Source organism: Pedococcus sp. KACC 23699, assembly GCF_045348425.1.
Classification (GTDB): domain Bacteria; phylum Actinomycetota; class Actinomycetes; order Actinomycetales; family Dermatophilaceae; genus Pedococcus.
The window spans coordinates 456,130-478,664 of sequence record NZ_CP157483.1; the positions used below are offsets into that span (position 1 = coordinate 456,130).

Annotated in this window: 17 protein-coding genes; 8 read left to right on the forward strand and 9 right to left on the reverse strand. The window is 70.9% G+C overall.

Going from position 1 to position 22,535, the window contains the following annotated elements; all coding sequences use genetic code 11:
• Positions 1-15 precede the first annotated feature (15 nt).
• On the forward strand, positions 16-1,536 hold the full coding sequence (locus ABEG17_RS02170; RefSeq protein WP_406831610.1) for a 1,4-alpha-glucan branching protein domain-containing protein: 1,521 nt from the start codon (positions 16-18) through the stop codon (positions 1,534-1,536).
• On the opposite strand, the gene ABEG17_RS02175 is transcribed toward ABEG17_RS02170, so the two are convergent.
• From ABEG17_RS02175 to ABEG17_RS02205, 7 genes are all read right to left on the reverse strand, one after another.
• Positions 1,523-2,755 carry a sensor histidine kinase gene (locus tag ABEG17_RS02175; protein ID WP_406831611.1) on the reverse strand — a complete coding sequence of 411 codons (1,233 nt, stop codon included), beginning with the start codon at positions 2,753-2,755 and terminating at the stop codon, positions 1,523-1,525. The genes ABEG17_RS02170 and ABEG17_RS02175 overlap by 14 nt on opposite strands.
• Complete coding sequence (locus ABEG17_RS02180; RefSeq protein ID WP_406831612.1) at positions 2,752-3,435, reverse strand: response regulator transcription factor; 684 nt, start codon at positions 3,433-3,435, stop codon at positions 2,752-2,754. Before ABEG17_RS02180 ends, ABEG17_RS02175 begins: the two co-directional genes overlap by 4 nt.
• Before the next feature lie 21 nt (positions 3,436-3,456).
• A complete protein-coding gene (locus ABEG17_RS02185) occupies positions 3,457-3,999 on the reverse strand; it encodes a DUF2231 domain-containing protein (RefSeq protein ID WP_406831613.1) in 543 nt (180 codons plus the stop codon).
• Between the two features lie 124 nt (positions 4,000-4,123).
• Positions 4,124-4,780: an acyltransferase gene (locus ABEG17_RS02190; protein WP_406831614.1), complete on the reverse strand. Its 657-nt coding sequence runs from the start codon at positions 4,778-4,780 to the stop codon at positions 4,124-4,126.
• Position 4,781: 1 nt separating this feature from the next.
• Positions 4,782-5,717 (reverse strand): class I SAM-dependent methyltransferase, encoded by a 936-nt coding sequence (locus ABEG17_RS02195; protein ID WP_406831615.1) that lies wholly within the window; start codon positions 5,715-5,717, stop codon positions 4,782-4,784.
• 3 nt (positions 5,718-5,720) lie between these two features.
• Positions 5,721-6,500: an enoyl-CoA hydratase/isomerase family protein gene (locus tag ABEG17_RS02200; protein ID WP_406831616.1), complete on the reverse strand. Its 780-nt coding sequence runs from the start codon at positions 6,498-6,500 to the stop codon at positions 5,721-5,723.
• A complete protein-coding gene (locus ABEG17_RS02205) occupies positions 6,497-6,982 on the reverse strand; it encodes a hypothetical protein (RefSeq protein ID WP_406831617.1) in 486 nt (161 codons plus the stop codon). The genes ABEG17_RS02200 and ABEG17_RS02205 overlap by 4 nt, the downstream gene beginning before the upstream one ends.
• A 34-nt stretch (positions 6,983-7,016) precedes the next feature.
• On the opposite strand from ABEG17_RS02205, the gene glgX reads away from it, so the two are divergent.
• The gene (gene glgX, locus ABEG17_RS02210) at positions 7,017-9,176 is read left to right on the forward strand and encodes a glycogen debranching protein GlgX (RefSeq protein ID WP_406831618.1); all 2,160 of its coding nucleotides are present in this window, start codon (positions 7,017-7,019) and stop codon (positions 9,174-9,176) included.
• On the opposite strand, the gene ABEG17_RS02215 is transcribed toward glgX, so the two are convergent.
• Positions 9,152-9,580, reverse strand: coding sequence for a hypothetical protein (locus tag ABEG17_RS02215; RefSeq protein ID WP_406831619.1), 429 nt, complete (start codon positions 9,578-9,580; stop codon positions 9,152-9,154). The two genes, glgX and ABEG17_RS02215, sit on opposite strands and share 25 nt — an antisense overlap.
• 105 nt (positions 9,581-9,685) lie before the next feature.
• The gene (gene glgP, locus ABEG17_RS02220; RefSeq protein WP_406831620.1) at positions 9,686-12,274 is read right to left on the reverse strand and encodes an alpha-glucan family phosphorylase; all 2,589 of its coding nucleotides are present in this window, start codon (positions 12,272-12,274) and stop codon (positions 9,686-9,688) included.
• A gap of 175 nt (positions 12,275-12,449) precedes the next feature.
• On the opposite strand from glgP, the gene ABEG17_RS02225 reads away from it, so the two are divergent.
• The 6 genes from ABEG17_RS02225 to pgm are packed head-to-tail and all read left to right on the forward strand — an operon-like array spanning position 12,450 to position 22,478.
• Positions 12,450-14,552 (forward strand): alpha-1,4-glucan--maltose-1-phosphate maltosyltransferase, encoded by a 2,103-nt coding sequence (locus ABEG17_RS02225; protein WP_406831621.1) that lies wholly within the window; start codon positions 12,450-12,452, stop codon positions 14,550-14,552.
• Entirely contained in the window at positions 14,552-16,261 is a 1,710-nt protein-coding gene (gene treS, locus ABEG17_RS02230) for a maltose alpha-D-glucosyltransferase (protein ID WP_406831622.1), read from the forward strand. Before ABEG17_RS02225 ends, treS begins: the two co-directional genes overlap by 1 nt.
• Complete coding sequence (locus tag ABEG17_RS02235) at positions 16,254-17,690, forward strand: maltokinase N-terminal cap-like domain-containing protein (protein WP_406831623.1); 1,437 nt, start codon at positions 16,254-16,256, stop codon at positions 17,688-17,690. Before treS ends, ABEG17_RS02235 begins: the two co-directional genes overlap by 8 nt.
• On the forward strand, positions 17,687-20,290 hold the full coding sequence (gene glgB / locus ABEG17_RS02240) for a 1,4-alpha-glucan branching protein GlgB (protein ID WP_406831624.1): 2,604 nt from the start codon (positions 17,687-17,689) through the stop codon (positions 20,288-20,290). Before ABEG17_RS02235 ends, glgB begins: the two co-directional genes overlap by 4 nt.
• Complete coding sequence (locus tag ABEG17_RS02245; RefSeq protein ID WP_406831625.1) at positions 20,287-20,838, forward strand: VanZ family protein; 552 nt, start codon at positions 20,287-20,289, stop codon at positions 20,836-20,838. The genes glgB and ABEG17_RS02245 overlap by 4 nt, the downstream gene beginning before the upstream one ends.
• Entirely contained in the window at positions 20,835-22,478 is a 1,644-nt protein-coding gene (gene pgm, locus ABEG17_RS02250) for a phosphoglucomutase (alpha-D-glucose-1,6-bisphosphate-dependent) (protein ID WP_406831626.1), read from the forward strand. Before ABEG17_RS02245 ends, pgm begins: the two co-directional genes overlap by 4 nt.
• The last annotated feature ends 57 nt before the right edge of the window (positions 22,479-22,535 follow it).

Here is a 22,535-nt window from a genome sequence, read left to right on the forward strand (position 1 = left end):
GCAGACTGGTTCCTCGTGACCTCACCGGTGCCGGGCACGTTCTGCCTCGTCCTGCACTCCCACCTGCCGTGGCTGCCGGGCCACGGCGTCTGGCCGCTCGGTGAGGAGTGGCTGTTCCAGGCCTGGGTCGAGTCCTACCTCCCCCTCGTCGCCGAGCTGGACTCCCTTGCGGCACAAGGACATCGCAACGTCCTCACGTTGGGCGTGACGCCCGTTCTCGCGGCCCAGCTCGACCACCCGCGCATGCGCAGGGACGTGGGCACCTGGGTCGGGCTGGCGCAGCAGCGAGCGCGGGAGCTGGGCTTCGACGCGGACCCGGTCCGCCGGGCGGCCGCGTCGAGGGAGTATGCCGCCGCGGCCGTCGCCGAGCGGCTCCTCGAGGGCCGCTGGAGCGGCGGCGGATCACCGGTCCTGAGGTCCCTGCGAGACGCGGGTGTGGTGGAGCTGCTGGGTGGGCCACCCGCCCACCCGTTCCTTCCCCTGCTCCTGCCGGAGGTGGCCGCCCTCGCCGTGGAGTCCGGGCTGGCCGACAGCACCTGGCGCCATGGCGAACGGCCCCGCGGCATCTGGTCACCGGAGTGCGGCTGGACGCCGTCACTGGGTCCGGCGTTCGATGCTGCCGGCGTAGGTCACTTCGTCGTGGACGAACAGCTGGTCCGGGACGCCGGGGGTCACCCGCACGCGGCGTGGCGGGTGACCGGGTCGGCCGTGGTGGCGGTCCCCCGCGACCTCGAGGTGACCAACCTCGTGTGGTCCTCGCGCACCGGCTACCCCGCTGCGGCCCCCTACCGCGACTTCCACGCCCGGGAGGAGTACACCGGCACGCGCCTGTGGGCGGTGGGCACCGGCGCCGACGGTGCAAAGGCGCCGTACGACCCGGTTGCCGCCTCGGCCCAGGTGGACCGGGACGTCGCCCACTTCGTCGCAGCCGTCCGCGCTCGGCTCGAGCAGTCGCAGGCGGCGACCGGCAGGCCGGGACTGGTGGTGGCCGCCTACGACACCGAGCTGTTCGGGCACTGGTGGCACGAGGGCCCGGTCTTCCTCGGTCGCGCCGTCCGGGCGCTGGGGGCAGCCGGGATCCAGGTCAACACCCTCGAGCGAGCCCTGGCTGCCGGGCACGTGGCCGGAGAGCTCGACCTCGGGGCGGGCTCGTGGGGTGCGGGCAAGGACTTCTCCGTCTGGGACGGGCCCGCGGTCGCCGAGATCGCCCGTGAGAACGCCTCGCTGCAGCGACGGTGGCTCCGCGTCATGGACCGCGAGCGCGCCGCCGGACGACTGGGCAACCGCCGCCCCGACCTCGACCAGCTGCTCCTCACCCTGTGGAACGCGTTGTCCAGCGACTGGGCGTTCCTGGTCTCGAGAGGGCAGTCGGTGGACTACGCGGTGCGCCGGGCAGAGGAGCACCGTGCCGACTTCCACCGGCTGGCCCAGCTCGTCGAGGACGGGGACCTGGTGTCCTCGCTCGCCGAGGCCGGACGACAGGCACGGAACGACCGCACCTTCCCGGCGATGGACGCCCGACTCAGCCCTCGGTGACCGCGGCGACGGTGCCGTCTGTGCCGTCGGTGTCCGGCTCTTCTGCGGACTCGGCACGAAGCCGCACCTCGAACGTCGTCCCGCGCTCGACGGGCAGGACGCGGACCGTCCCAGCGTGCCGCTCGACGACCTCTCGGACGAGGGCCAGCCCCAGGCCGAACCCGGGCGACGAGGGGTCCTTGGCGAAGCGGTCGAAGACCCGGTCACGGGCGCCGGGCTGGATACCGGGGCCGTCGTCGGCGACGGTCAGCACCACGTCGTCACCGTCGTCGCGCAGCCGCACCGTGACCATGCTGTGCGCGTGGTGCAGAGCGTTGTCGACGAGAGCGTCCACGACCCGCCGCAGGGCGGGATGGGCGCCCCGCACCGGCGGGACGGAGCCGACGTCGGCGGCCAGCTCGACACCCCGCGAGGCCGCGAGCTGCAGGTCGAGGTCGAGCACCTCCTCGACGAGGGCAGCGAGGTCGACGAGCTCTCCCGAGTCCGGGGAGGAGTCCACTTCGGCGGCGAGCAGCAGATCCTCGACGATGTCCGCGAGGGCGGCAGCTTCTCGCCTCAGCAGGTCCACCTCAGGACCGATGTCCTCCCGGGGCCCGTCCTGGCGCAAGGTGTCGTGGAGCAGGTCGGCACGCAGCGCCAGTCGCGCGAGCGGGGTCCGCAGCTCGTGGCTGGCGTCGGCGATGAACTGCCGTTGCCGCGACAGGGCGTCGTCCCACACCCTCAGGGCTCGACGACCGAGTCGCTGACCAGCCACGAGGGCGACGAGTGCCGCGGCCACGCCGGCGACCAGGAGCGCGATGAGGACGCGGTGTCGCTCGGACTCGTAGGGCGCCAGGTCGACGCCGGCCTGCACGACCGAGCCGTTCACGGTGCGCGTGCGGGTCTGGTACTCCTCGTCCCCCACGTACGCCTCACGGTCCACCACGGTGCCCCGACGGGCACTGGCGAGGTCCGCGGCCGAGGGCAACGAGGCCGGCGTGCCTGCTGACGCGGTCCGACGGCCGAAGCGGTCGACCGTCACGACCCACGAGCCACTCGGCACGGCCTCGGCGTCGGGCACCGCCAGGAGCGCCGTCAGCTGGGACTGCACCTCCCGGTGCTGGCCGACCAGGACCAGCCCCACCGTGGCCACCCCCGCGACCAGGACTCCGGCGACGACGCCGGCAAGGGCCTGGAGCGCGATGACCCGGCGCGCCCGGTCGACGGTGTCTGTGCTCACCCGCGGTCCAGCTCGCCCGCCCGGTAGCCGACACCCCGGACGGTGCGGATGACGTCGCGGCCGAGCTTGCGCCGGATCCCGTAGACGTAGGTGTCGACCAACGACAGGCTCTTGGTGCCGGGAGCGAGGGAGTCACGCAGCTCGTCGCGCGAGAAGACTCGCGTGGGCCGGCGCGCCAGCTGGGCCAGGAACGCACCCTCCGCGGGTGAGAGCTCCACCGAGGTCCGGTCCTGCAGGTGCACCACGTTCGCGGCCGTGTCCAGGCGAGCAGTCCCCAGCGGGAGCAGGACCGCTGCGTCGTCGAGGTGCCGACGCAGCAGCGAGCGCACGCGCGCCAGCAGCTCGGCCGAGTCGAACGGCTTGACGAGGTAGTCGTCCGCCCCACCGTCGAGGCCCTCGACACGGTCACGGACGGTGCCGTGCGCGGTGAGGACGAGCACCGGAGTGGCGACACCCTGCCGGCGCAGCCTCGACACGAGGTCGATGCCGTCGCCGTCGGGCAGGCGGCGGTCCACGACCAGGACGGCATGCGATCCGGTCAGGGCCGCGTGCAGGCCGGACTGCACGTCCGACACGGCCTGCACGGCATACCCCTGGCCCTCGAAGAGGCGCACGAGGAGGGCCCGCAGCTCACGGTCGTCCTCGACGAGGAGCAGCTCGGTCCTCGGGGCATCTCCCATGTCGTCCAGCATGACAGTGGTTCAGCGTGCCGGGGCGCCTTCGTCCGACCCACCGGCTGACGTCGACGTGCCCTTCCAGACGGCGGTGGCACCGCTGTGCCCGATCCGGCCGACCTGGACGAGCGTGCCCAGCGCTGCGACGATGCCGAGCACGGCCACGACCCGCACCACAGCAGGCGAGCCCACGCGAGCGGCCCGTCCCTGCGTGGACTGGCTGCCGTCGGTGCCGTCGACCCGCCGTCCCCGGAGCTCGAACCACGCGAGGGCGAAGGCCAGGACGGTCACGACGACCATGAACGGCAGCAGGGTGTCGCCGAGCTCGGTGTGCTCACGCACCAGTGCCGTCTCCTGGACGTTGCGCTCGAGGTTCTCGCCGCTGCTGGTGGCCAGCGGCACCATGACCAGGCCGAGCAGCGCGGTCGCGGGGGTTGCGTACCGGGACCAGTGCCGGAATCGCGTCGACACGGCGGAGGCGCCGAGCAGCAGTGCGGCCAGGGGGACGAGGACCACGACGGCGTGCACGATCAGCGGGTGCGCGGGCAGGCCGAGGATGGAGCTGGGCATGGACTCTCCTGGGGTTCTGGGGCGGAATGCCCCAGCGTGCCCCACAAGTCTCAAGACATTCTCAATGGCGCCCGGGGACACGGGTAAAGAGTTCGCCCCGGCGCGTACCACCCGTGGCCCGCGCTCACGCCCGGGTGCGGACCACCCGCGCCGGCACACCGGCCACGACGGAGTACTCCGGGTAGGTGCCCCGGGCCACCGAAGCGGCGGCGACGACGCTGTGGTCGCCGATGCGGGTCCCTCGCGTGACCACGGCCTTGGTGCCGATCCACACGTCGTCGCCGATCCGCACCGGCGTCTTGACGATGCCCTGGTCCTTGATCGGCACGTCCAGCCGCTCGGTGACGTGGTCGAAGTCGCAGACGTAGACGTCGTCGCCGAGCAGGCATGCCTCGCCGACGGAGATGTCCAGCCAGCAGTTCAACGTGTTGCGTATGCCGATCACGGACTTGGCGCCGATGCGCAACGTCCCCTCGTGGGCCCGGACCCGGGCGTGTGCACCGAAGTGCGTGTACGCCCCGACGACGAGCCGTCCGTAGCCCTCGCGGACCTCGAACCGCACGTCCGGGCCGATGAAGCACGGGCCCTCGAAGCGCAGGGACGGGTAGCGGGCGCTCGCCCGGGCCATCCGCAGGTAGCTCAGCAGGTGGTGGCGGGTGAAGGCCCGGTGGGACAGCGCCCAGCCGACCCACCGCACCCACAGCAGTGGCCGCGGGACGCCCCACGGACCGCGCACCCCGTGCTCTGACGGCACCATGTCGGCGTCGGCTGCCGCGTCCACCTCAGCCGGGCTTCACGCCGGTGATGCCGACGTTGTAGAAGAACCTCGCCGGCACCGCCTTGGCCAGCACCCGGTCGACCGCGGACAGCCGTCGCCACGAGCCGTAGGCGAACATCGCCCAGCCCCAGCCCAGGGCACCGGGCTTCACCGCGGCCTCGAAGGTCCGCACCGGCCAGCCGAGGAAGGCTGCCGTCAGCTCCTCCGTGCGGGTCCGCACGTCGACGGCACCGGCGCGCAGCGCCATCCGGGCGAGCTCGTCGGGGTCGAAGGTGTGCAGGTCCACGACGGCTTCCAGGGCCGCGGCCCGCGAGGACTCGTCGAGCTCCTCGGGGTCCCTGGCCCACGTGTCGCGCAGCGGCGCCAGGGCGGTGACGGCCTTGGTGGCGTGCCAGGTGATGCGCCCGAGGTGCCGGGCGTACCAGTCACCGATGCGGGTCGGCTCGCCCGCGACGACGAAACGCCCACCGGGCTTGAGCACTCGGAGCATCTCGGAGAAAGCGGCCTCGACATCGGGAATGTGGTGGATGACCGCGTGACCGACGACGATGTCAAAGGTGTTGTCGTCGTAAGGAATTCGCTCCGCGTCCGCGACCCGGCCCTCGACGGTGAAGCCGAGCTTCTCGGCATTCGCCCTGGCCGCATCGACCATGCCCGGCGACAGGTCCGTCACGTGGACCTCGTCGACGATGCCGGCCTGCTTGAGGTTGAGCGAGAAGAACCCCGTCCCTGCGCCGAGCTCGAGCGCGGTGGCGTAGGGCAGCGGGTCCGGCAGACCCGTGACCGCCTCGAAGCGGTCACGGGCGTAGGCGGTGCAGCGCTCGTCGAACGAGATCGACCACTTGTCGTCGTAGGACTGCGCTTCCCAGTCGTGGTAGAGCACCTGGGCGAGCTTGTTGTCCTCGTAGGCGCGCTGCACGTCCTCGCGGCTGGCGGGCATCGGTCAGGCGCCCTCGAACTTCGCCTTGCCGGGCCCGTTCTCGACGAAGGACCTCATGCCGGTGGCGCGGTCCTTCGTGGCGAACAGGGACGCGAAGAGCATCCGCTCGATCTCCAGACCGCTGTCGAGGTCGACCTCGACGCCGCGGTCGATGGCTTCCTTGGCGGCACGGATGGCGTATGCGGGTCCTCCGACGTACGGCGCCAGTCGCGCCCGGGCGGCGGCATACACGTCCTGCGCCTCGACGACCTCGTCGACGAGCCCGATCGCGAGCGCCTCGTCGGCGGAGACGAACCGGCCGGAGAAGATGATCTCCTTGGCCTTCGCCGGGCCGACGAGACGGGCCAGGCGCTGGGTGCCTCCGGCGCCGGGGATGATCCCCAGCAGGATCTCGGGCTGGCCGAGCTTGGCGTTCTTGGCGGCGACGCGGAAGTCGCACGCGAGGGCGACCTCGCAGCCGCCACCGAGCGCGTAGCCGGTGATGGCGGCGACGGTCGGCTTGGGGATGCGAGCCAGCGTCCTGGTGAAGTCCTGCAGCGCGCCGGAGTGGTCGGCCATGTCGGTGTAGGACATGGTCTCCATCTCCTTGATGTCCGCGCCGGCGGCGAAGACCTTCTCGCCGCCGTAGAGGATCACGCCGGAGACGTCCTTGCGCTCTCCCACCTCGACCGCCGCGGCGGCCAGGGCAGCCTGGATCTCGCGGTTGAGGGCGTTCATCGGCGGACGGTTGAGCAGGATCGTGGCGATGCCGCCCTCGACGTCGACCGAGACGAGGTCGCTCATGCGGGGCCACCGTCGGTGGTGGGCTCGCCCGCGCCGGGGCCGGTGTCGCCGCCGCCCATGATCCGCTCGTGCCACATCTGCACGCCCGCCAGGACGAGCTGGATCGTCACGTTGACCAGGCCGGGGACGTCGGTGGTGGGCGTGACGATGTGCTCACCGGTGACGACCAGGGTGTCGTTGGCCAGGCCGGCCTTGACGATGTTCAGCTGAAGGGTGATCTCGTTGCAGGTGGCGAGGCGGGTGAGCGGGTCGCTGGGCACCGCGTCGCTGATGGCCCACTGGCCGAACAGCCGCATGATCTGGAAGTCGCCCTCGGTGCAGCGGACGAACAGCTGCTGCTCCTGCACGGTGAACGCCACGTCGCCGTCACCGTCGATGTCGGGCGCCAGGCCCATGTCGATCAGCGCGTCCAGCACGCGTCCGCGGAGGGGGTGCTCGTCCGCGGGGGGCGGGAAGTTGGGCAGCGACGTGGGATCAGTCATGCGCCAACCGTAACCACTACCTAGGCTGAGGACCATGTCGCCTGCCACGCGCCCGCGTGACCTTCCACCCACTCTCGGCATGACCCTCGTCGAGGGCGGGGCGGAGTTCGCGGTGTACGCAGGGCACGCCGAGGCGATCGAGGTCTGCCTGTTCGACGCGGACGACACCGACGGGTCCACCGAGCGACGCATCCCCCTCACCGAGCGCACCCACGGCACGTGGTTCGGCTTCCTGCCCGGCGTGGTCGCCGGGCAGCGGTACGGCGTGCGGGCCGACGGTCCGTGGCGCCCCCAGGAGGGCCTGCGGTACAACCCCCACAAGCTGCTGCTCGACCCCTACGCCCGCGCCATCGACGGAGACGTCGACTGGTCGCCCGCGGTCTACGCGCACCCCGTCGACGGGCAGCTCAAGGGCGACGACGTGCTCCAGGGCAGCCTCGACAGCGCCGGAGCGATGCCGCGATGCGTCGTCGTCGACGACCGTTTCGACTGGGGCGACGACCACCACCCGCACACGCCGCTGGCCGACTCCGTCATCTACGAGGCGCACGTCCGCAACCTCACGATGCTCCACCCCGAGGTCCCCGAGCACCTGCGCGGGACGTATGCCGGCCTGTGCCACCCGGCGGTCATCGCCCACCTCAAGGCGGTGGGGGCGACGGCGGTCGAGCTGCTGCCGGTGCACGCCTTCGCGTCCGAGCCCGAAGTGTCGCGGCGCGGGCTGACCAACCACTGGGGCTACAACACGCTCGGCTTCTTCGCGCCCCACTCCCCCTACGCCTCGACGACCGACCCGCAGGGCGCCCTCGACGAGTTCAAGGGCATGGTGCGGCTCCTGCACGCCGAGGGCATCGAGGTCCTGCTGGACGTCGTCTACAACCACACGGCCGAGCAGTCCCGCCAGGGTGCGTCGCTGTCGTGGCGCGGCCTGGACAACCGCGCCTACTACCGCCTCGACGACCGCGGTCAGGACATCGACGTCACGGGCTGCGGCAACACCCTGGACCTGCGGCACGCGATGGTCTGCAAGATGGTCCTCGACTCGCTGCGGTACTGGGTGAACGAGTGCCACGTCGACGGCTTCCGCTTCGACCTCGCGGTGGCCCTCGGGCGTGGCCAGAACGACGACTACGACCCCAACCACCCGTTCCTCGTGGCGCTGCGGACCGACCCGGTCCTCTCGCGGGTCAAGCTCGTCGCCGAGCCGTGGGACGTGGGCATCCACGGCTGGCGGACGGGACAGTTCCCGCCGCCCTTCGCGGAGTGGAACGACCGGTTCCGTGACACGGTCCGCACCTTCTGGCTGCAGGACGTCGCCACCCAGGTGCACGGTCACGAGGGCCACGGCATCCGCGAGCTCGCGACGCGGCTCGCCGGGTCGCAGGACCTGTTCGGCGCCCGGGACCGCGGGCCGGTCGCGTCGGTGAACTTCGTCGCCGCCCACGACGGCTTCACGGTCGCCGACCTCACGGCATACAACTCCAAGCACAACGGGCCCAACGGCGAGGGCAACCGCGACGGCACGGACGGCAACCGGTCCTGGAACCACGGCGTCGAGGGTCCGGTGGACCCCGACGACGAACGCAGGGACGACATCGAGGCCGCACGCCGGCGGTCGATGCGCAACCTGCTCGCGACGACGCTGCTGGCCACGGGTGTGCCGATGCTCAACGCGGGCGACGAGTTCGGGCGCTCACAGGGAGGCAACAACAACCCCTACTGCCAGGACAACGAGGTCTCCTGGTTCGACTGGGACCTGCAGGGGTGGCAGCAGGACCTGCTGGCCACGACCGTGTTCCTCAGCCGCCTGCGGTCCGAGCACCCGGTCCTGCGGCAGCGCACGTTCTTCACCGGGCGTTCGGTCCACGCCGACGGCTCCACCGACCTGGCCTGGTTCGGCGCCGACGGCGAGGTCCTGGAGAACGGGCGCTGGGAGGACCCGTCCACACGGACCCTGCTCATGTACCTCAACGGCGCCTGGCTGGGCGAGCGTTCGCTGCTGCTCGTGCTGCGCGGCGACGCCGAGGACGGCAAGGTCACCCTGCCGGCGGTGCCGGGCCTGACCGGCTACGAGCTGCTGTGGGACTCCACGGACGACCGACCCGGACAGACTCCTTCGGTGGTCGTCGACCCGGGCGTCGTCGAGGTCCGGGGGGCCAGCCTGCAGGTCTACCGCGCCGTCGACGAGACCTGACCGACGCCGCGGCTCCACGGCCGGGGGTGCGTGACGAGCGAGGCGACGAGGGGCGCCAGTACGAAGCCTGCACCCCACCAGGCGACTCCGGTCCACGGGGCGTCCACCGTCGCCCACCCTGCGAGCAGCGCGGCGCACAGCAGACCCACCGGGGCGACCCGCCAGCGCACGGAGAGGACGACCAGGGTTCCGGTCACGATCAGCGGTATCGCGAGCAACCCGGCCACGAACCCCCACCCCACGAACCAGTCACTGCCGGACCAGGCCGGGCCCCCCACGGCATACGTGAGCAGCGCCCAGGCCCCGAACACTCCGACCGTCTCGACGGCGTAGCCCCGGGCGATCCGGCTCCAGCCGCGGGCGCTGTTGACCCCCACCTCCGCCGCTGACCCGCCACGCGCCATACCGGGAGCGTGGCAGACGCGGGCTGCCTGACGTGGAGGTTCCCGGACACAGGTGTGCCGCACGCCTCAGGGCGCGCGGCACAGCTGGGTATGCGGGTGGTGGCGTCAGGCGTTGGCCACCAGGCCGAGCTCGCTCGTGCTGGCCAGCCCGGCGTGCTTGGGCAGCACGCGGACGGTGTAGCCGAACGCCCCGGTGCGGGCGAGGGCGAGGTCACCGGCGAACTGGTGGCGGCCCCCCTCGTAGGACTCGACGAACGCCAGCGGCTCGCTCTGGACGTCGCGCAGCTCGTCGGAGTCACGGGCCGTGCCGTGCACGACCTGCACCTCGACCTGGTCGGGCGTGAGGTCGCCGAGCGAGACGTAGGCCCGCACGTGCAGGGTCTCGCCGATCTGCGGCGCGTCGGAGACGCCCGAGGACTCGACGTGGTCGACCTGCACGGACGACCAGCCCGCCCGGACCTTGGTCTTGTATGCCGCGAGGTCGCGAGCACCCTCGAAGGTCTCACCGTTGAGGGCCCAGCCTGCACGGGCCGCGGGCCCGTAGAGCTGCGTGGTGTAGTCACGGACCATGCGGCTCGCCAGCACCTTCGGCCCGAGCGTGCGCAGCGTGTGGCTGATCATCGACAGCCAGTTCTGCGGCAGGCCCGACTCGTCGGTGTCGTAGAAGCGCGGGGCGACGGAGTTCTCGATGAGGTCGTACAGCGCGGCCGCCTCGAGGTCGTCGCGACGGGACTCGTCCTCGACGCCGTCGGCGGTCGGGATGGCCCAGCCGTTCTCGCCGTCGAACCACTCGTCCCACCACCCGTCGAGGATCGACAGGTTGAGGCCACCGTTCAGCGCGGCCTTCATGCCGGACGTGCCGCAGGCCTCAAGGGGGCGCAGCGGGTTGTTGAGCCACACGTCGCACCCCGGGTAGAGGTACTGCGCCATGGCGATGTCGTAGTTCGGGAGGAACACGATGCGGTGGCGGATCTCGGGGTCGTCGGCGAAGCGCACCATCTGCTGGATGAGCTGCTTGCCGGTCTCGTCGGCGGGGTGGGACTTGCCGGCGATGACGAGCTGGATCGGCCGCTTCTCGTCCAGCAGCAGGCGCTTGAGGCGCGCGGGGTCGCGCAGCATCAGGGTGAGGCGCTTGTAGGTCGGGACACGACGGGCGAACCCGATGGTCAGCACGTCGGGGTCGAGGATGTCGTCGACCCAGCCGAGCTCGGCGGGGCTCGCGCCGCGCTTCTTCCACGAGGAGCGGGTGCGGCGACGGGCCTCCATGACCAGCTGCTGGCGCATCTCGCGCTTGGTGGCCCAGATCGCGTCGCGCGGGATCTCCTCGATGCGGTCCCAGGCGTCGTCGCGCTCCAGGTCGTGGGTACCGAGGTGCTTGTCGGCGAGCTCGTAGACGCGGCGGTCGACCCACGTGCCGGCGTGGACACCGTTGGTGACGCTGGAGATCGGCACCTCGTCGTCGTCGAAGCCCGGCCACAGGCCATCGAACATCTCGCGGCTGACGACACCGTGCAGCTTGGACACACCGTTGGCGCGGCCACCGAGTCGCAGGCCCATGACCGCCATGTTGAACATGCCGGACTGTCCGCCCGGGTAGTCCTCAGCACCGAGGGCGAGGAGCTTGTCGACGGGCACACCGGCGACGGCCTGGTCGCCGCCGAAGTGCAGCTCGATGAGCTCGGCACCGAACCGGTCGATGCCCGCAGGCACGGGCGTGTGGGTCGTGAAGACCGTGGCCGCGCGAACGGCCTCGAGGGCCTCGTCGAAGGACAGCCCGGCGGACTGGGTCAGCTCGTGGATCCGCTCGACGCCGAGGAAACCGGCGTGGCCCTCGTTGGTGTGGTAGACGTCCGGGGCCGGGGCGCCGGTGAGGCGCGACCACAGGCGCAACGCGCGCACTCCACCGATGCCGAGCAGCATCTCCTGCTGGAGGCGCTGCTCGCCGCCACCGCCGTAGAGGCGGTTGGTGATGTTGCGGGCGGCCTCGTCGTTGTCCGGGACGTCGGAGTCCAGGAGCAGCAACGGCACCCGGCCGACCTGCGCCCGCCAGACGTGGGCGTGCAGCTCACGGCCACCGGGGAGCTCGAGGGTGATGACGCAGGGCGTGCCATCGTCCTCGCGCAGCATGCTCAGCGGCAGGCCGTCGGGGTCGAGGACCGGGTAGGTCTCCTGCTGCCAGCCGTCGCGGTTGAGGCTCTGCTTGAAGTAACCGGTCTTGTAGAACAGGCCGACGCCGACGATCGGGACGCCGAGATCGGAGGCGGTCTTCAGGTGGTCGCCGGCGAGGATGCCCAGACCACCGGAGTACTGCGGGAGCACCTCGGTGATGCCGAACTCGGGGCTGAAGTAGCCGATCGCCTTCGGGGCGCCGGGGCCGTCGTCGTCCTGGGCCTGGGCCCACGCCTGGTACCAGCGCGGCTCGCTGAGGTAGGTGTCGAGGTCCGCCTTGGCGGCGGCGACGGCAGAGACGAACTCGGAGTCGGCGGCGAGGGCGGCGAGCTCGGCCGGCGAGAGCGCCGACAGCAGGCGTACCGGGTCCTTGCGGACCTTGGCCCAGCGCTGCGGGTCGATGCGCTCGAACAGGTCGCGCGTCGGGGGGTGCCAGGACCACCGGAGGTTGCTCGCCAGGTCGCCGAGGGCGGCGATGGGGGCGGGCAGGACAGTACGGACGCTGAAGCGTCGAATCGCCTTCACGAGGGGAGATCCTAAGCCAACGGAACCGAATCGTTGACGCCTTCTTGCAGATCTTTCAGAAAGTTGCACACCGAACCCGGTTCACGTCCTCTGGCTGTCCCAGGTCGGTCCACCTGATGGGTGGGAGACCGTGTGGGGAGGTGCACCCCACCCCAGACCGAGTAGCGTCGCGCCTGTGACTGCGACGCCTCCGGCAACCACACCCGTCCCCCCCACCCCGCCCACCACGGGCAGCACCGGCACCCACCCCACCACTGGGCCGGCCCCCACGACCCGACCACCCCAGACTCCCATCGGCCGCATACCGGTCCAGGACCTGAGCCCCCTCGTCGACGGGGGTGCCCGCCCCGCCAAGTCGGTGGTCGGCGAGCAGTTCACGGTGACCGCCACGGTGTTCCGGGAGGGCCACGACGCGGTCAACGCGTCCGTGGTGCTCACCGCGCCCGACGGGTCCGAGTCGGTCCTCCCGATGACGTGCACCAACCCCGGGCTCAACGCCTGGGAAGCGGTCGTCCAAGCCGACGCCGTCGGCTGGTGGTCCTACCGGGTCGAGGGATGGTCCGACCCCTACGGCACGTGGGAGCACGACGCGTCCATCAAGGTCGCCGCAGACATCGACGCCGAGATGATGCTCGAGGAGGGCGCCCGGGTCCTGGACCGAGCCCTGGCCGAGGTCGACCGCGACGACGCCGGCGCCAAGGTCCTCACGGACGCCGTCACCGCGCTGCGCGACACCCGGCGACCGCCGCTCGCGCGCCTGCACGCCGGCACCGACCCCTCCGTGGAGCGCGAGCTCGCCGCCCGCCCGCTGCGCGACTACGTCAGCCCCTCGACGGACCTCCCGCTGCTCGTCGAGCGCGAGCGGGCCCTGTACGGCGCGTGGTACGAGATCTTCCCCCGCTCCGAGGGCGCCGTGCAGGACCCCACCACCGGGAAGTGGACGTCCGGCACCCTGCGGACGGCTGCCGAACGGCTCCCCGCGATCGCGGCGATGGGGTTCGACGTCGTCTACCTCACCCCGATCCACCCGATCGGCACCACGGCGCGCAAGGGTCCCAACAACACCCTGCACGCCGGACCCGAGGACCCGGGCAGCCCGTACGCCATCGGCTCCCCCGACGGCGGGCACGACGCCATCCACCCGGACCTCGGCACCTTCGAGGACTTCGACGCCTTCGTCGCCCGCACCGAGGAGCTCGGCATGGAGGTCGCGATGGACATCGCCCTCCAGTGCTCACCGGACCACCCCTACGTCAAGACCAACCCCGAGTGGTTCACCACGCGCGCGGACGGCACGATCGCCTACGCCGAGAACCCGCCCAAGAAGTACCAGGACATCTACCCGCTGAACTTCGACAACGACCCGCAGGGGTCCTACGCCGAGATGCGCCGGATGATCCAGGTCTGGATCGACCACGGGGTGAAGATCTTCCGGGTCGACAACCCCCACACCAAGCCGGTCGAGTTCTGGCAGTGGCTCATCGACGACGTCGCCCGCGACCACCCCGAGGTGATCTGGCTGGCCGAGGCGTTCACCAAGCCGGCGATGATGCACTCGCTCGGCAAGGTCGGGTTCCAGCAGTCGTACACCTACTACGCCTGGCGCAACCAGAAGTGGGAGCTCACCGAGTACCTCGAGGAGCTCTCGGGCGACGCGGCGGCATACATGCGTCCGTCGTTCTGGCCCACGACGCACGACATCCTCACGCCGTACATGCAGTTCGGCGGCCCGGCCGCCTGGAAGCTGCGCGCTGCGCTCGCTGCGACGCTCGTGCCGACCTACGGGATCTATGCGGGGTACGAGCTCATCGAGCACGTCGCCCGCCCGGGCGCCGAGGAGCAGATCGACAACGAGAAGTACCAGTACAAGAACCGCCACTGGGAGGACTACGAGCCCGGTGGTGCCAAGGAGGGCCAGTCGCTGGCCGGGTACCTCACGAAGATCAACGAGATCCGCCGCGAGCACCCGGCCCTGCACTGGCTGCGCAACATCACGTTCCACCACGTCGACGACGAGAACATCATGGCGTTCTCCAAGCGGCGCACCCTCGCCGACGGCAGCGAGGACATCATCGTCGTCGTCGCCAACCTCGACCCGCACAGCACGCGCGAGTCGACCGTCCACCTCGACATGCCCGCCCTGGGCCTCGGGTACGAGGACGGCATCGCCGCCCAGGACCTCATCACCGGTGCGTCCTGGCACTGGGGTGAGCACGTCTACGTCCGACTCGGTCCCGAGACCGAACCCGTCCACATCGTCGCCATCCGGAGGTTCTGATGCAGGGTCTCAACCTCAACCAGCCAGGTCTCAAGCACGACCCCGAGTGGTTCAAGACCGCCGTCTTCTACGAGGTGCTCGTCCGCGGCTTCGGCGACTCCAACGGGTCCGGCGCCGGTGACTTCACCGGGCTGATCGGTCGCCTCGACTACCTCCAGTGGCTCGGCGTCGACTGCCTGTGGCTGCCGCCGTTCTACGCGTCGCCGTTGCGCGACGGTGGCTACGACATAGCCGACTACACCGCGGTGCTCCCGGAGTTCGGCACGCTGCCGGACTTCCAGGAGCTGGTGTCGCAGGCGCACGCCCGCGGCATCCGGATCATCACCGACTTCGTCATGAACCACACCAGCGACCAGCACCCGTGGTTCCAGGCGTCGCGCTCGGACCCCGAGGGCCCGTTCGGCGACTTCTACGTGTGGTCCGACACCGACGAGCCGTACTCCGACGCGCGCATCATCTTCATCGACACCGAGGTCTCCAACTGGACCTTCGACCCGGTCCGCCGGCAGTTCTTCTGGCACCGCTTCTTCTCCCACCAGCCCGACCTCAACTTCGAGAACCCCGCCGTGCACGAGGCGATGTTCGACGTCGTGCGGTTCTGGATGGACATGGGCATCGACGGCTTCCGGCTCGACGCGGTCCCCTATCTCTACGAGGAGGAGGGCCACAACGGCGAGAACCACCCGAAGACGCACCAGTTCCTCGCCAAGCTCCGGAAGATGGTCGACACGGAGTACCCGGGCCGCATCCTGCTCGCCGAGGCCAACCAGCCCCCGGCCGACGTCGTGGACTACTTCGGCACCGAGGAGGAGCCGGAGTGCCAGATGTGCTTCCACTTCCCCGTGATGCCGATGCTCTACTACTCGCTGCGCGAGGAGAAGGCGTCGCCGATCATCGACGTCCTCGCCGACACCCCGCCGATCCCCGCAGGCACGCAGTGGGGCACGTTCCTGCGCAACCACGACGAGCTGACCCTCGAGATGGTGACGCCGGAGCAGCGGGCGGCGATGTACGGCTGGTACGCCCCCGACCCGCGGATGCGCGCCAACGTCGGCATCCGCCGCCGGCTGTCGCCGCTGCTCGACAACAGCCGCGCGGAGATCGAGCTCATCAATGCCCTGCTGCTGTCGCTCCCCGGCTCCCCGTGTCTCTACTACGGCGACGAGATCGGCATGGGCGACAACATCTGGCTCAACGACCGTGACGCGGTGCGCACGCCGATGCAGTGGTCGCCGGACCGCAACTCGGGCTTCTCGGCGGCCGACCCGGGCAAGCTCTACCTGCCGGTGATCTCCTCGCTCGTCTACCACTACAACAACGTCAACGTCGAGGCGCAGATGGCGCACAGCTCCTCGCTGCTGCACTGGGTCAAGGCGATGCTCGAGATCCGCAAGCGCCACCCCGTCTTCGGCCGCGGCGCGTTCGAGGTCTGCCCGTCCGACAACGACGCCATCCTGTCGTTCCTGCGGGTCGAGTGGGACCACGAGGACGGCGCCGACTCCGAGGCAGTGCTCTGCGTCAACAACCTGTCCAGCCGACCCCAGGCCACGACGATCCGGGTGCCCGACGAGTTCAAGGGCGCCCAGCTCGCCGACCTGTTCGGTGGCAACGGTTTCCCGAAGATCTCCGACGACGGCACGATCACCGTGACCCTGGGTTCGCGTGACTTCTTCTGGCTCCGGTTGGTGCCGGGTGCTGCCCGTGGCTGAGATCCACTCGAACGCCGACATCTCCCCGACCAAGCTCGAGCTGGTCGGCCCCTGGATGGCGCGCCAGCGCTGGTATGCCGCGAAGGGCCGTGAGCCCGTGCTGCGCAAGCTCTGGTCGTGGCGCCTCGACGACCCTGCCGGCGAGGTCGGGATCGAGACCCTCCTCGTCGTCGACGAGGGCGGTCCGGAGACCGTCGTGTACCAGGTGCCCCTCACCTACCGCGGAGCCCCGCTCGAGGGTGGTCAGCACGCCCTGGTCGGCACCATGGAGCACAGCGTCCTCGGGTCCCGCTGGATCTACGACGGCACCCACGACCCGGTCTACGCCGCCCAGCTCCTCGCTCTCGTGCTGGAGCAGGCAACACCCCAGGCCGGGAGCGCCACCGACACCCCGGAGCCCGCCGTGGTGCCGCGTCGGCACCCGTCGTGGACGACGCAGACCACGCTGAGGGGCTCACGCGTCCTGTCCGGCGAACAGTCCAACACCTCGGTCATCTTCGACTGCGTCGACGAGTCAGGCGACCCGAAACCGTTGATCTGCAAGGTGTTCCGCACCCTGCAGGCTGGCGATAACCCGGACGTCGTGGTGCAGGGCGCCCTCGCCGAGGCCGGGTCGCTGCGCGTGCCCGGCATGGTCGGTGCCGTCTCGGCGACCTGGCCGTCGGTCGACGGCGAGGGCACCGACACGGGCCACCTCGCCTTCGCTCAGGAGTTCTTCCCCGGCACCCAGGACGCGTGGCGGGTGGCCCTCCATGCCGTCGCGACGGGCGCCGACTTCTCCGGCCCGGCCCGCGAGCTCGGCACCGCCACGGCCGAGGTGCACGCCCGCCTCGCCGAGGTCATGCCGACCGAGCCGATCACCCCGGAGGCGGTCGCCGCCATGGTCGCCGGCATGCGCACACGCTACGTCGCAGCAGCCTCGGAGGTGCCCGCCCTCGCAGAGCACGAACACCGTGTCGCAGCGGTCTACGACAGAGCCGTCAACGCGAGCTGGCCTGCGCTGCAACGGATCCACGGTGACTACCACCTCGGCCAGGTGCTCCAGGTCGCCGATCGCGGCTGGGTGCTCCTCGACTTCGAGGGAGAGCCCCTGCGTCCGCTGTCCGAACGCACGCGACCCGACCTCGCCGTGCGCGACGTCGCCGGCATGCTGCGCTCGTTCGACTACGCGGGCGGGTCGTGGGAACAGTCCCACCCCGGGCAGAACGCCCGCGCCTGGGTCGACTCGGCGCAGCGCGCCTTCCTCGAGGGGTATGCCGCGCAGTCCGGTCGCGACCCGCGCGAGGACGCCGCCCTGCTCACCGCGTTCCAGCTCGACAAGGCGCTGTACGAGGTCGTCTACGAGGCCCGCAACCGGCCGACCTGGTTGACCATCCCCACCACAGCGGTGGTCCGATTGCTTGACGATGTGAGGAAGGACCTTCCGTGACCCCATTCGGCAAGAAGGACAAGAAGCCCAAGAAGCCCAAGGCCGTCGCGTCCGAGGCCGTGCCGACCGAGGCCGAGCCTGCGCCCCAGCCCGCCGGGGCCGAGCCGCCCGCTGAGGAGCCGGTGACCGCCGCCGCCGAGTCGGCTGCCGTCGAGCCGACCGTGCCCGAGGCGGCTGCGCCAGAGGAAGCACCCGTCGTGGAGGAGGCGTCCGCGCCCGAGGCGACCGCGCCCGCGCCGCACACCTCCCCCGAGGAGGCGTTGATCGAGAAGCCGGGCGGCACACCCTCCGCGCCCCGGGCTCCCTCCACCGAGCCGCCGGTCGACCGCACGCCCGAGCCGCTGCCGCCGGTCTCGACTCCCGCGGAAGCCATCCGAGCGCTTGCGGACGGCCGCCACCAGCAGCCGCACGACCTGCTCGGACACCACCTCGAGCCGGCCGGCCTGCGCGTGCGCGCCTACCGCCCGTTCGCGTCGACCGTCGCCGTGCGGTTCGCCGACGGCACCCGCCTCGACCTCGCCCACGAGGCCGACGGCGTGTGGGGCGGCCTTCGCGAGGGTGCCACCGAGACGCAGGACTACCGGCTCGCGGTGAGCTACGCCGACGGCGTCGAGCACGAGATGGACGACCCCTACCGGTTCGCCCCGACGCTCGGCCCGATCGACCTGCACCTCATCGGCGAAGGCCGCCACGAGCAGCTCTGGACCGTCCTCGGCGCGCACGTGCGCGAGTACGACGGTCCGCTCGGGCACGTCGTCGGCACCTCGTTCGCCGTGTGGGCGCCACGCGCCCAGGCCGTGCACGTGGCCGGCGACTTCAACGGCTGGGACGGCCGCAGCCACCCGATGCGCCTGCTCGGTGAGTCCGGGGTGTGGGAGCTGTTCGTCCCCGGTGTCGGCGACGGCACGATGTACAAGTACCTCATCCGTGGTGCCGACGGGAAGGTCCGCGAGAAGGCGGACCCGATGGCACAGGCCACCGAGCTCCCGCCGGGCACCGCCTCGTCTGTCGTGCAGTCCCGTTACGACTGGAACGACGGCGAGTGGCTCGCCAGGCGCACCGAGAGCAACCACCACGAGCAGCCGATGAGCATCTACGAGGTGCACCTCGGCTCGTGGCGCCGGGGCCACTCCTACCGCGACCTCGCGGAGCACCTCGTCAACTACGTGGCCGACCTCGGGTTCACCCACGTCGAGCTCATGCCCGTCATGGAGCACCCCTACCCGCCGTCCTGGGGCTACCACGTGACGAGCTACTACGCGCCGAGCGCGCGGTTCGGTCGCCCGGACGACTTCCGCTACCTCGTCGACCGGCTGCACCAGGCCGGCATCGGCGTCATCCTCGACTGGGTCCCCGGCCACTTCGCCACCGACCCGTGGGCGCTGTCGCGCTTCGACGGCCTGCCGCTCTACGAGCACCCGGACCCGCGCAAGGGCTGGCATCCCGAGTGGGGCTCCTACATCTTCGACTTCGGCCGGATGCAGGTGCGCAACTTCCTCGTCGCCAACGCGGTCTACTGGCTGGAGGAGTTCCACGTCGACGGCCTGCGCGTCGACGGTGTCGCGTCGATGCTCTACCTCGACTACGCCCGCAAGGACGGCGAGTGGGTGCCCAACATCCACGGCGGCCACGAGAACCTCGAGGCGGTAGGCCTGCTCCAGGAGGCCAACGCCACGGCATACAAGCGGGTGCCCGGCGTGGTGATCATCGCCGAGGAGTCCACGTCCTGGCCGGGTGTCACCAAGCCCACCAGCGAGGGCGGGCTCGGCTTCGGGCTGAAGTGGAACATGGGCTGGATGAACGACTCCTTGAAGTACCTCAAGGAGAACCCCATCAACCGCCAGTACCACCACCACCTGCTGACGTTCTCCCTCATGTACGCCTTCAGCGAGAACTACCTGCTGCCGATCAGCCACGACGAGGTCGTGCACGGCAAGGGGTCGTTGTTGCGCAAGGCTCCGGGCAGCAGGTACGACCAGCTCGCCACGGTGCGGGCGTTCCTCGCCTACCTGTGGAGCCACCCCGGCAAGCAGCTGCTGTTCATGGGCAGCGAGTTCGCGCAGGAGGCCGAGTGGGCCGACGGCCGCGAGCTCGACTGGTGGCTGCTCGACCACGCGGCGCACTACCGGGTGCACAACCTCGTCAAGGAGCTCAACCGCGTCTACCGCGAGAACCCCGCGCTGTGGGCCCTGGACTCCGACCCCGCCGGGTTCGAGTGGCTCGACGCGGACGACAACGCCGGGAACACCTACTCCTACCTGCGATTCGGTGAGCGCGACCGGCAGGGAGCGGTCGTCGCCGTGGCCGTCAACTTCGGCGGCCTGCCCCGTGAACCGCTGCGCATCGGGGTCCCGCGCGCGGGTGACTGGAAGGTCATCCTCGACACCAGCGGCTACGACGAGTTCGGCACGCCCAGCCAGGCCGACGTCGTCGTCACCGCCCAGGAGCACGGCGCGCAGGGCCAGCCGTTCTCCGTCGAGGTGCGGGTCGCCCCGCTGTCGGCGGTCTACCTCGCGCCGGTGTCGTCTGGCACCTCCACCGTCGAGTCGTCCGTCACCGGGTCGCACCAGGTGACCTCTGCGGAGAACACCACGGAGTGAACCGCTTCTGGGGCTACCGCATCCCGCTGCTCGTGGTCCCGGTCGTGCTCACGTATGCGGTCCTGGCCGTGTGGTGGGTGTGGCGCGGCCGCACCCACCTCACGGTCACCCTCGAGCGGGTCCTGCTCGGGGGTGCCGTCGTCTTTGCCACCGTGGTCACCATGTCGCCTCCCGGCGTCGGCGACACGGGAGTCCTGCAATCGGACCGTTCGTGCGCCATCCACGCAGTCGACCTCGGCCTGGGGGCCATCACGGCTGACGACCAGCGCATCCTCAACATGCTGCTGCTCCTCCCGGTGGGACTGTTCGCGGCGGTCGTTTCAGCTCGCCTCAGCGCCGGCCGCGCCCTTGCCGTGGTCGCCGGATGCGCTGTGCTGCCGGTGCTGTTCGAGGGCGGTCAGCAGGCCTTCCCCGGCCTCCAGCGGACCTGCGACACGACCGACCTCGCCGACAACCTCAGCGGGTTCGTCCTCGGGCTCGTCCTCGGCGCCGCCGTCATGGGACTGCGGTGGGCAGTGAGCCGCAACGCTGGCAGAGTGGCCTCATGAACGACCCGCGCGCAGGACAGCCCGCAGAGCCCTCCGACCTCGTCGACGTGGCCCACCTCGTCACCGCGTACTACACGCTGACGCCCGACCCCGACGACCTCGACCAGCAGGTCGCGTTCGGCACCTCGGGCCACCGGGGCTCGAGCCTGCGAACCGCGTTCAACGAGGCGCACATCCTGGCGACCACCCAAGCCATCTGTGACTACCGCTCGTCGCAGGGCTACGACGGTCCGCTGTTCGTCGGCCGGGACACCCATGCACTCTCGGAGCCGGCCTGGGCCTCGGCCCTCGAGGTCCTCGTCGCCAACGACGTCATCGTGCTCGTCGACGACCGCGACGGCTACACGCCGACGCCTGCGGTCAGCCACGCGATCATCCGCGCCAACGAGGGCCGGACGACAGGGTCCGCCCTGGCCGACGGCATCGTGGTCACCCCGTCGCACAACCCGCCCTACGACGGTGGGTTCAAGTACAACCCGCCGCACGGTGGTCCCGCCGACTCCGACGCCACCAAGGTCATCGCCGCCCGGGCGAACGAGCTCATCGCCGGCGGCCTCGCGGACGTCCGACGCGTGCCCTTCAGCCGGGCACGGGCGAACGCGCAGTCCTACGACTTCCTCGGCACCTACGTCGACGACCTGCCCGACGTCGTCGACCTCGCCCGCATCAAGGAGGCCGGCGTCCGCATCGGTGCCGACCCGCTCGGTGGCGCGGCCGTCGCCTACTGGGGTGAGATCGCCGACCGCCACGGCATCGACCTCACCGTGGTCAACCCGCTGGTCGACCCGACGTGGCGCTTCATGACGCTCGACTGGGACGGCAAGATCCGGATGGACTGCTCCTCCCCCTCGGCGATGGCCTCGCTCATCGCGCGCAAGGACGAGTACGACATCGCCACGGGCAACGACGCCGACTCCGACCGCCACGGCATCGTCACCCCCGACGCCGGCCTGATGAACCCCAACCACTTCCTCGCCGTCGCCATCCAGTACCTCTTCGGAGGCGCGCGTCCCGGCTGGCCCGAGGGCGCCGCGATCGGCAAGACCTTGGTGTCCTCGTCGATGATCGACCGTGTGGCCACCGACCTGAGAGCCCGCCTGGTCGAGGTGCCGGTCGGGTTCAAGTGGTTCGTGCCAGGGCTCATCGACGGGAGCTTCGGCTTCGGCGGCGAGGAGTCGGCCGGGGCGTCGTTCCTGCGTCGTGGAGGTGCGGCCTGGACGACCGACAAGGACGGCATCATCCTCGCGCTGCTGGCGTCGGAGATCCTCGCGGCGACCGGCAAGTCCCCCAGCCAGCACTACGCCGACCTCACTGCGCGCCACGGCGACCCGGCCTACGCCCGCATCGACGCCGCTGCCGACCGCGAGCAGAAGGCCAAGCTCGCCGCACTCTCCCCCGAGGACGTCGCTGCGGACTCCCTTGCAGGAGAGCCGATCACGGCCAAGCTCACCAAGGCGCCCGGCAACGACGCAGCCATCGGCGGCCTCAAGGTGACGACCGACAGCGCGTGGTTCGCGGCGCGGCCGTCCGGCACCGAGGACGTCTACAAGATCTACGCCGAGTCGTTCCAGGGCCCGGAGCACCTCGCCCAGGTGCAGGCCGAGGCCAAGGAGGTCGTCGACGCCGCCTTGCGCGGTTGACGATCCCGGATTCACTATTCGGAGGCGTCCTCCGGAACAAAGCGGAGGGCCACTCCG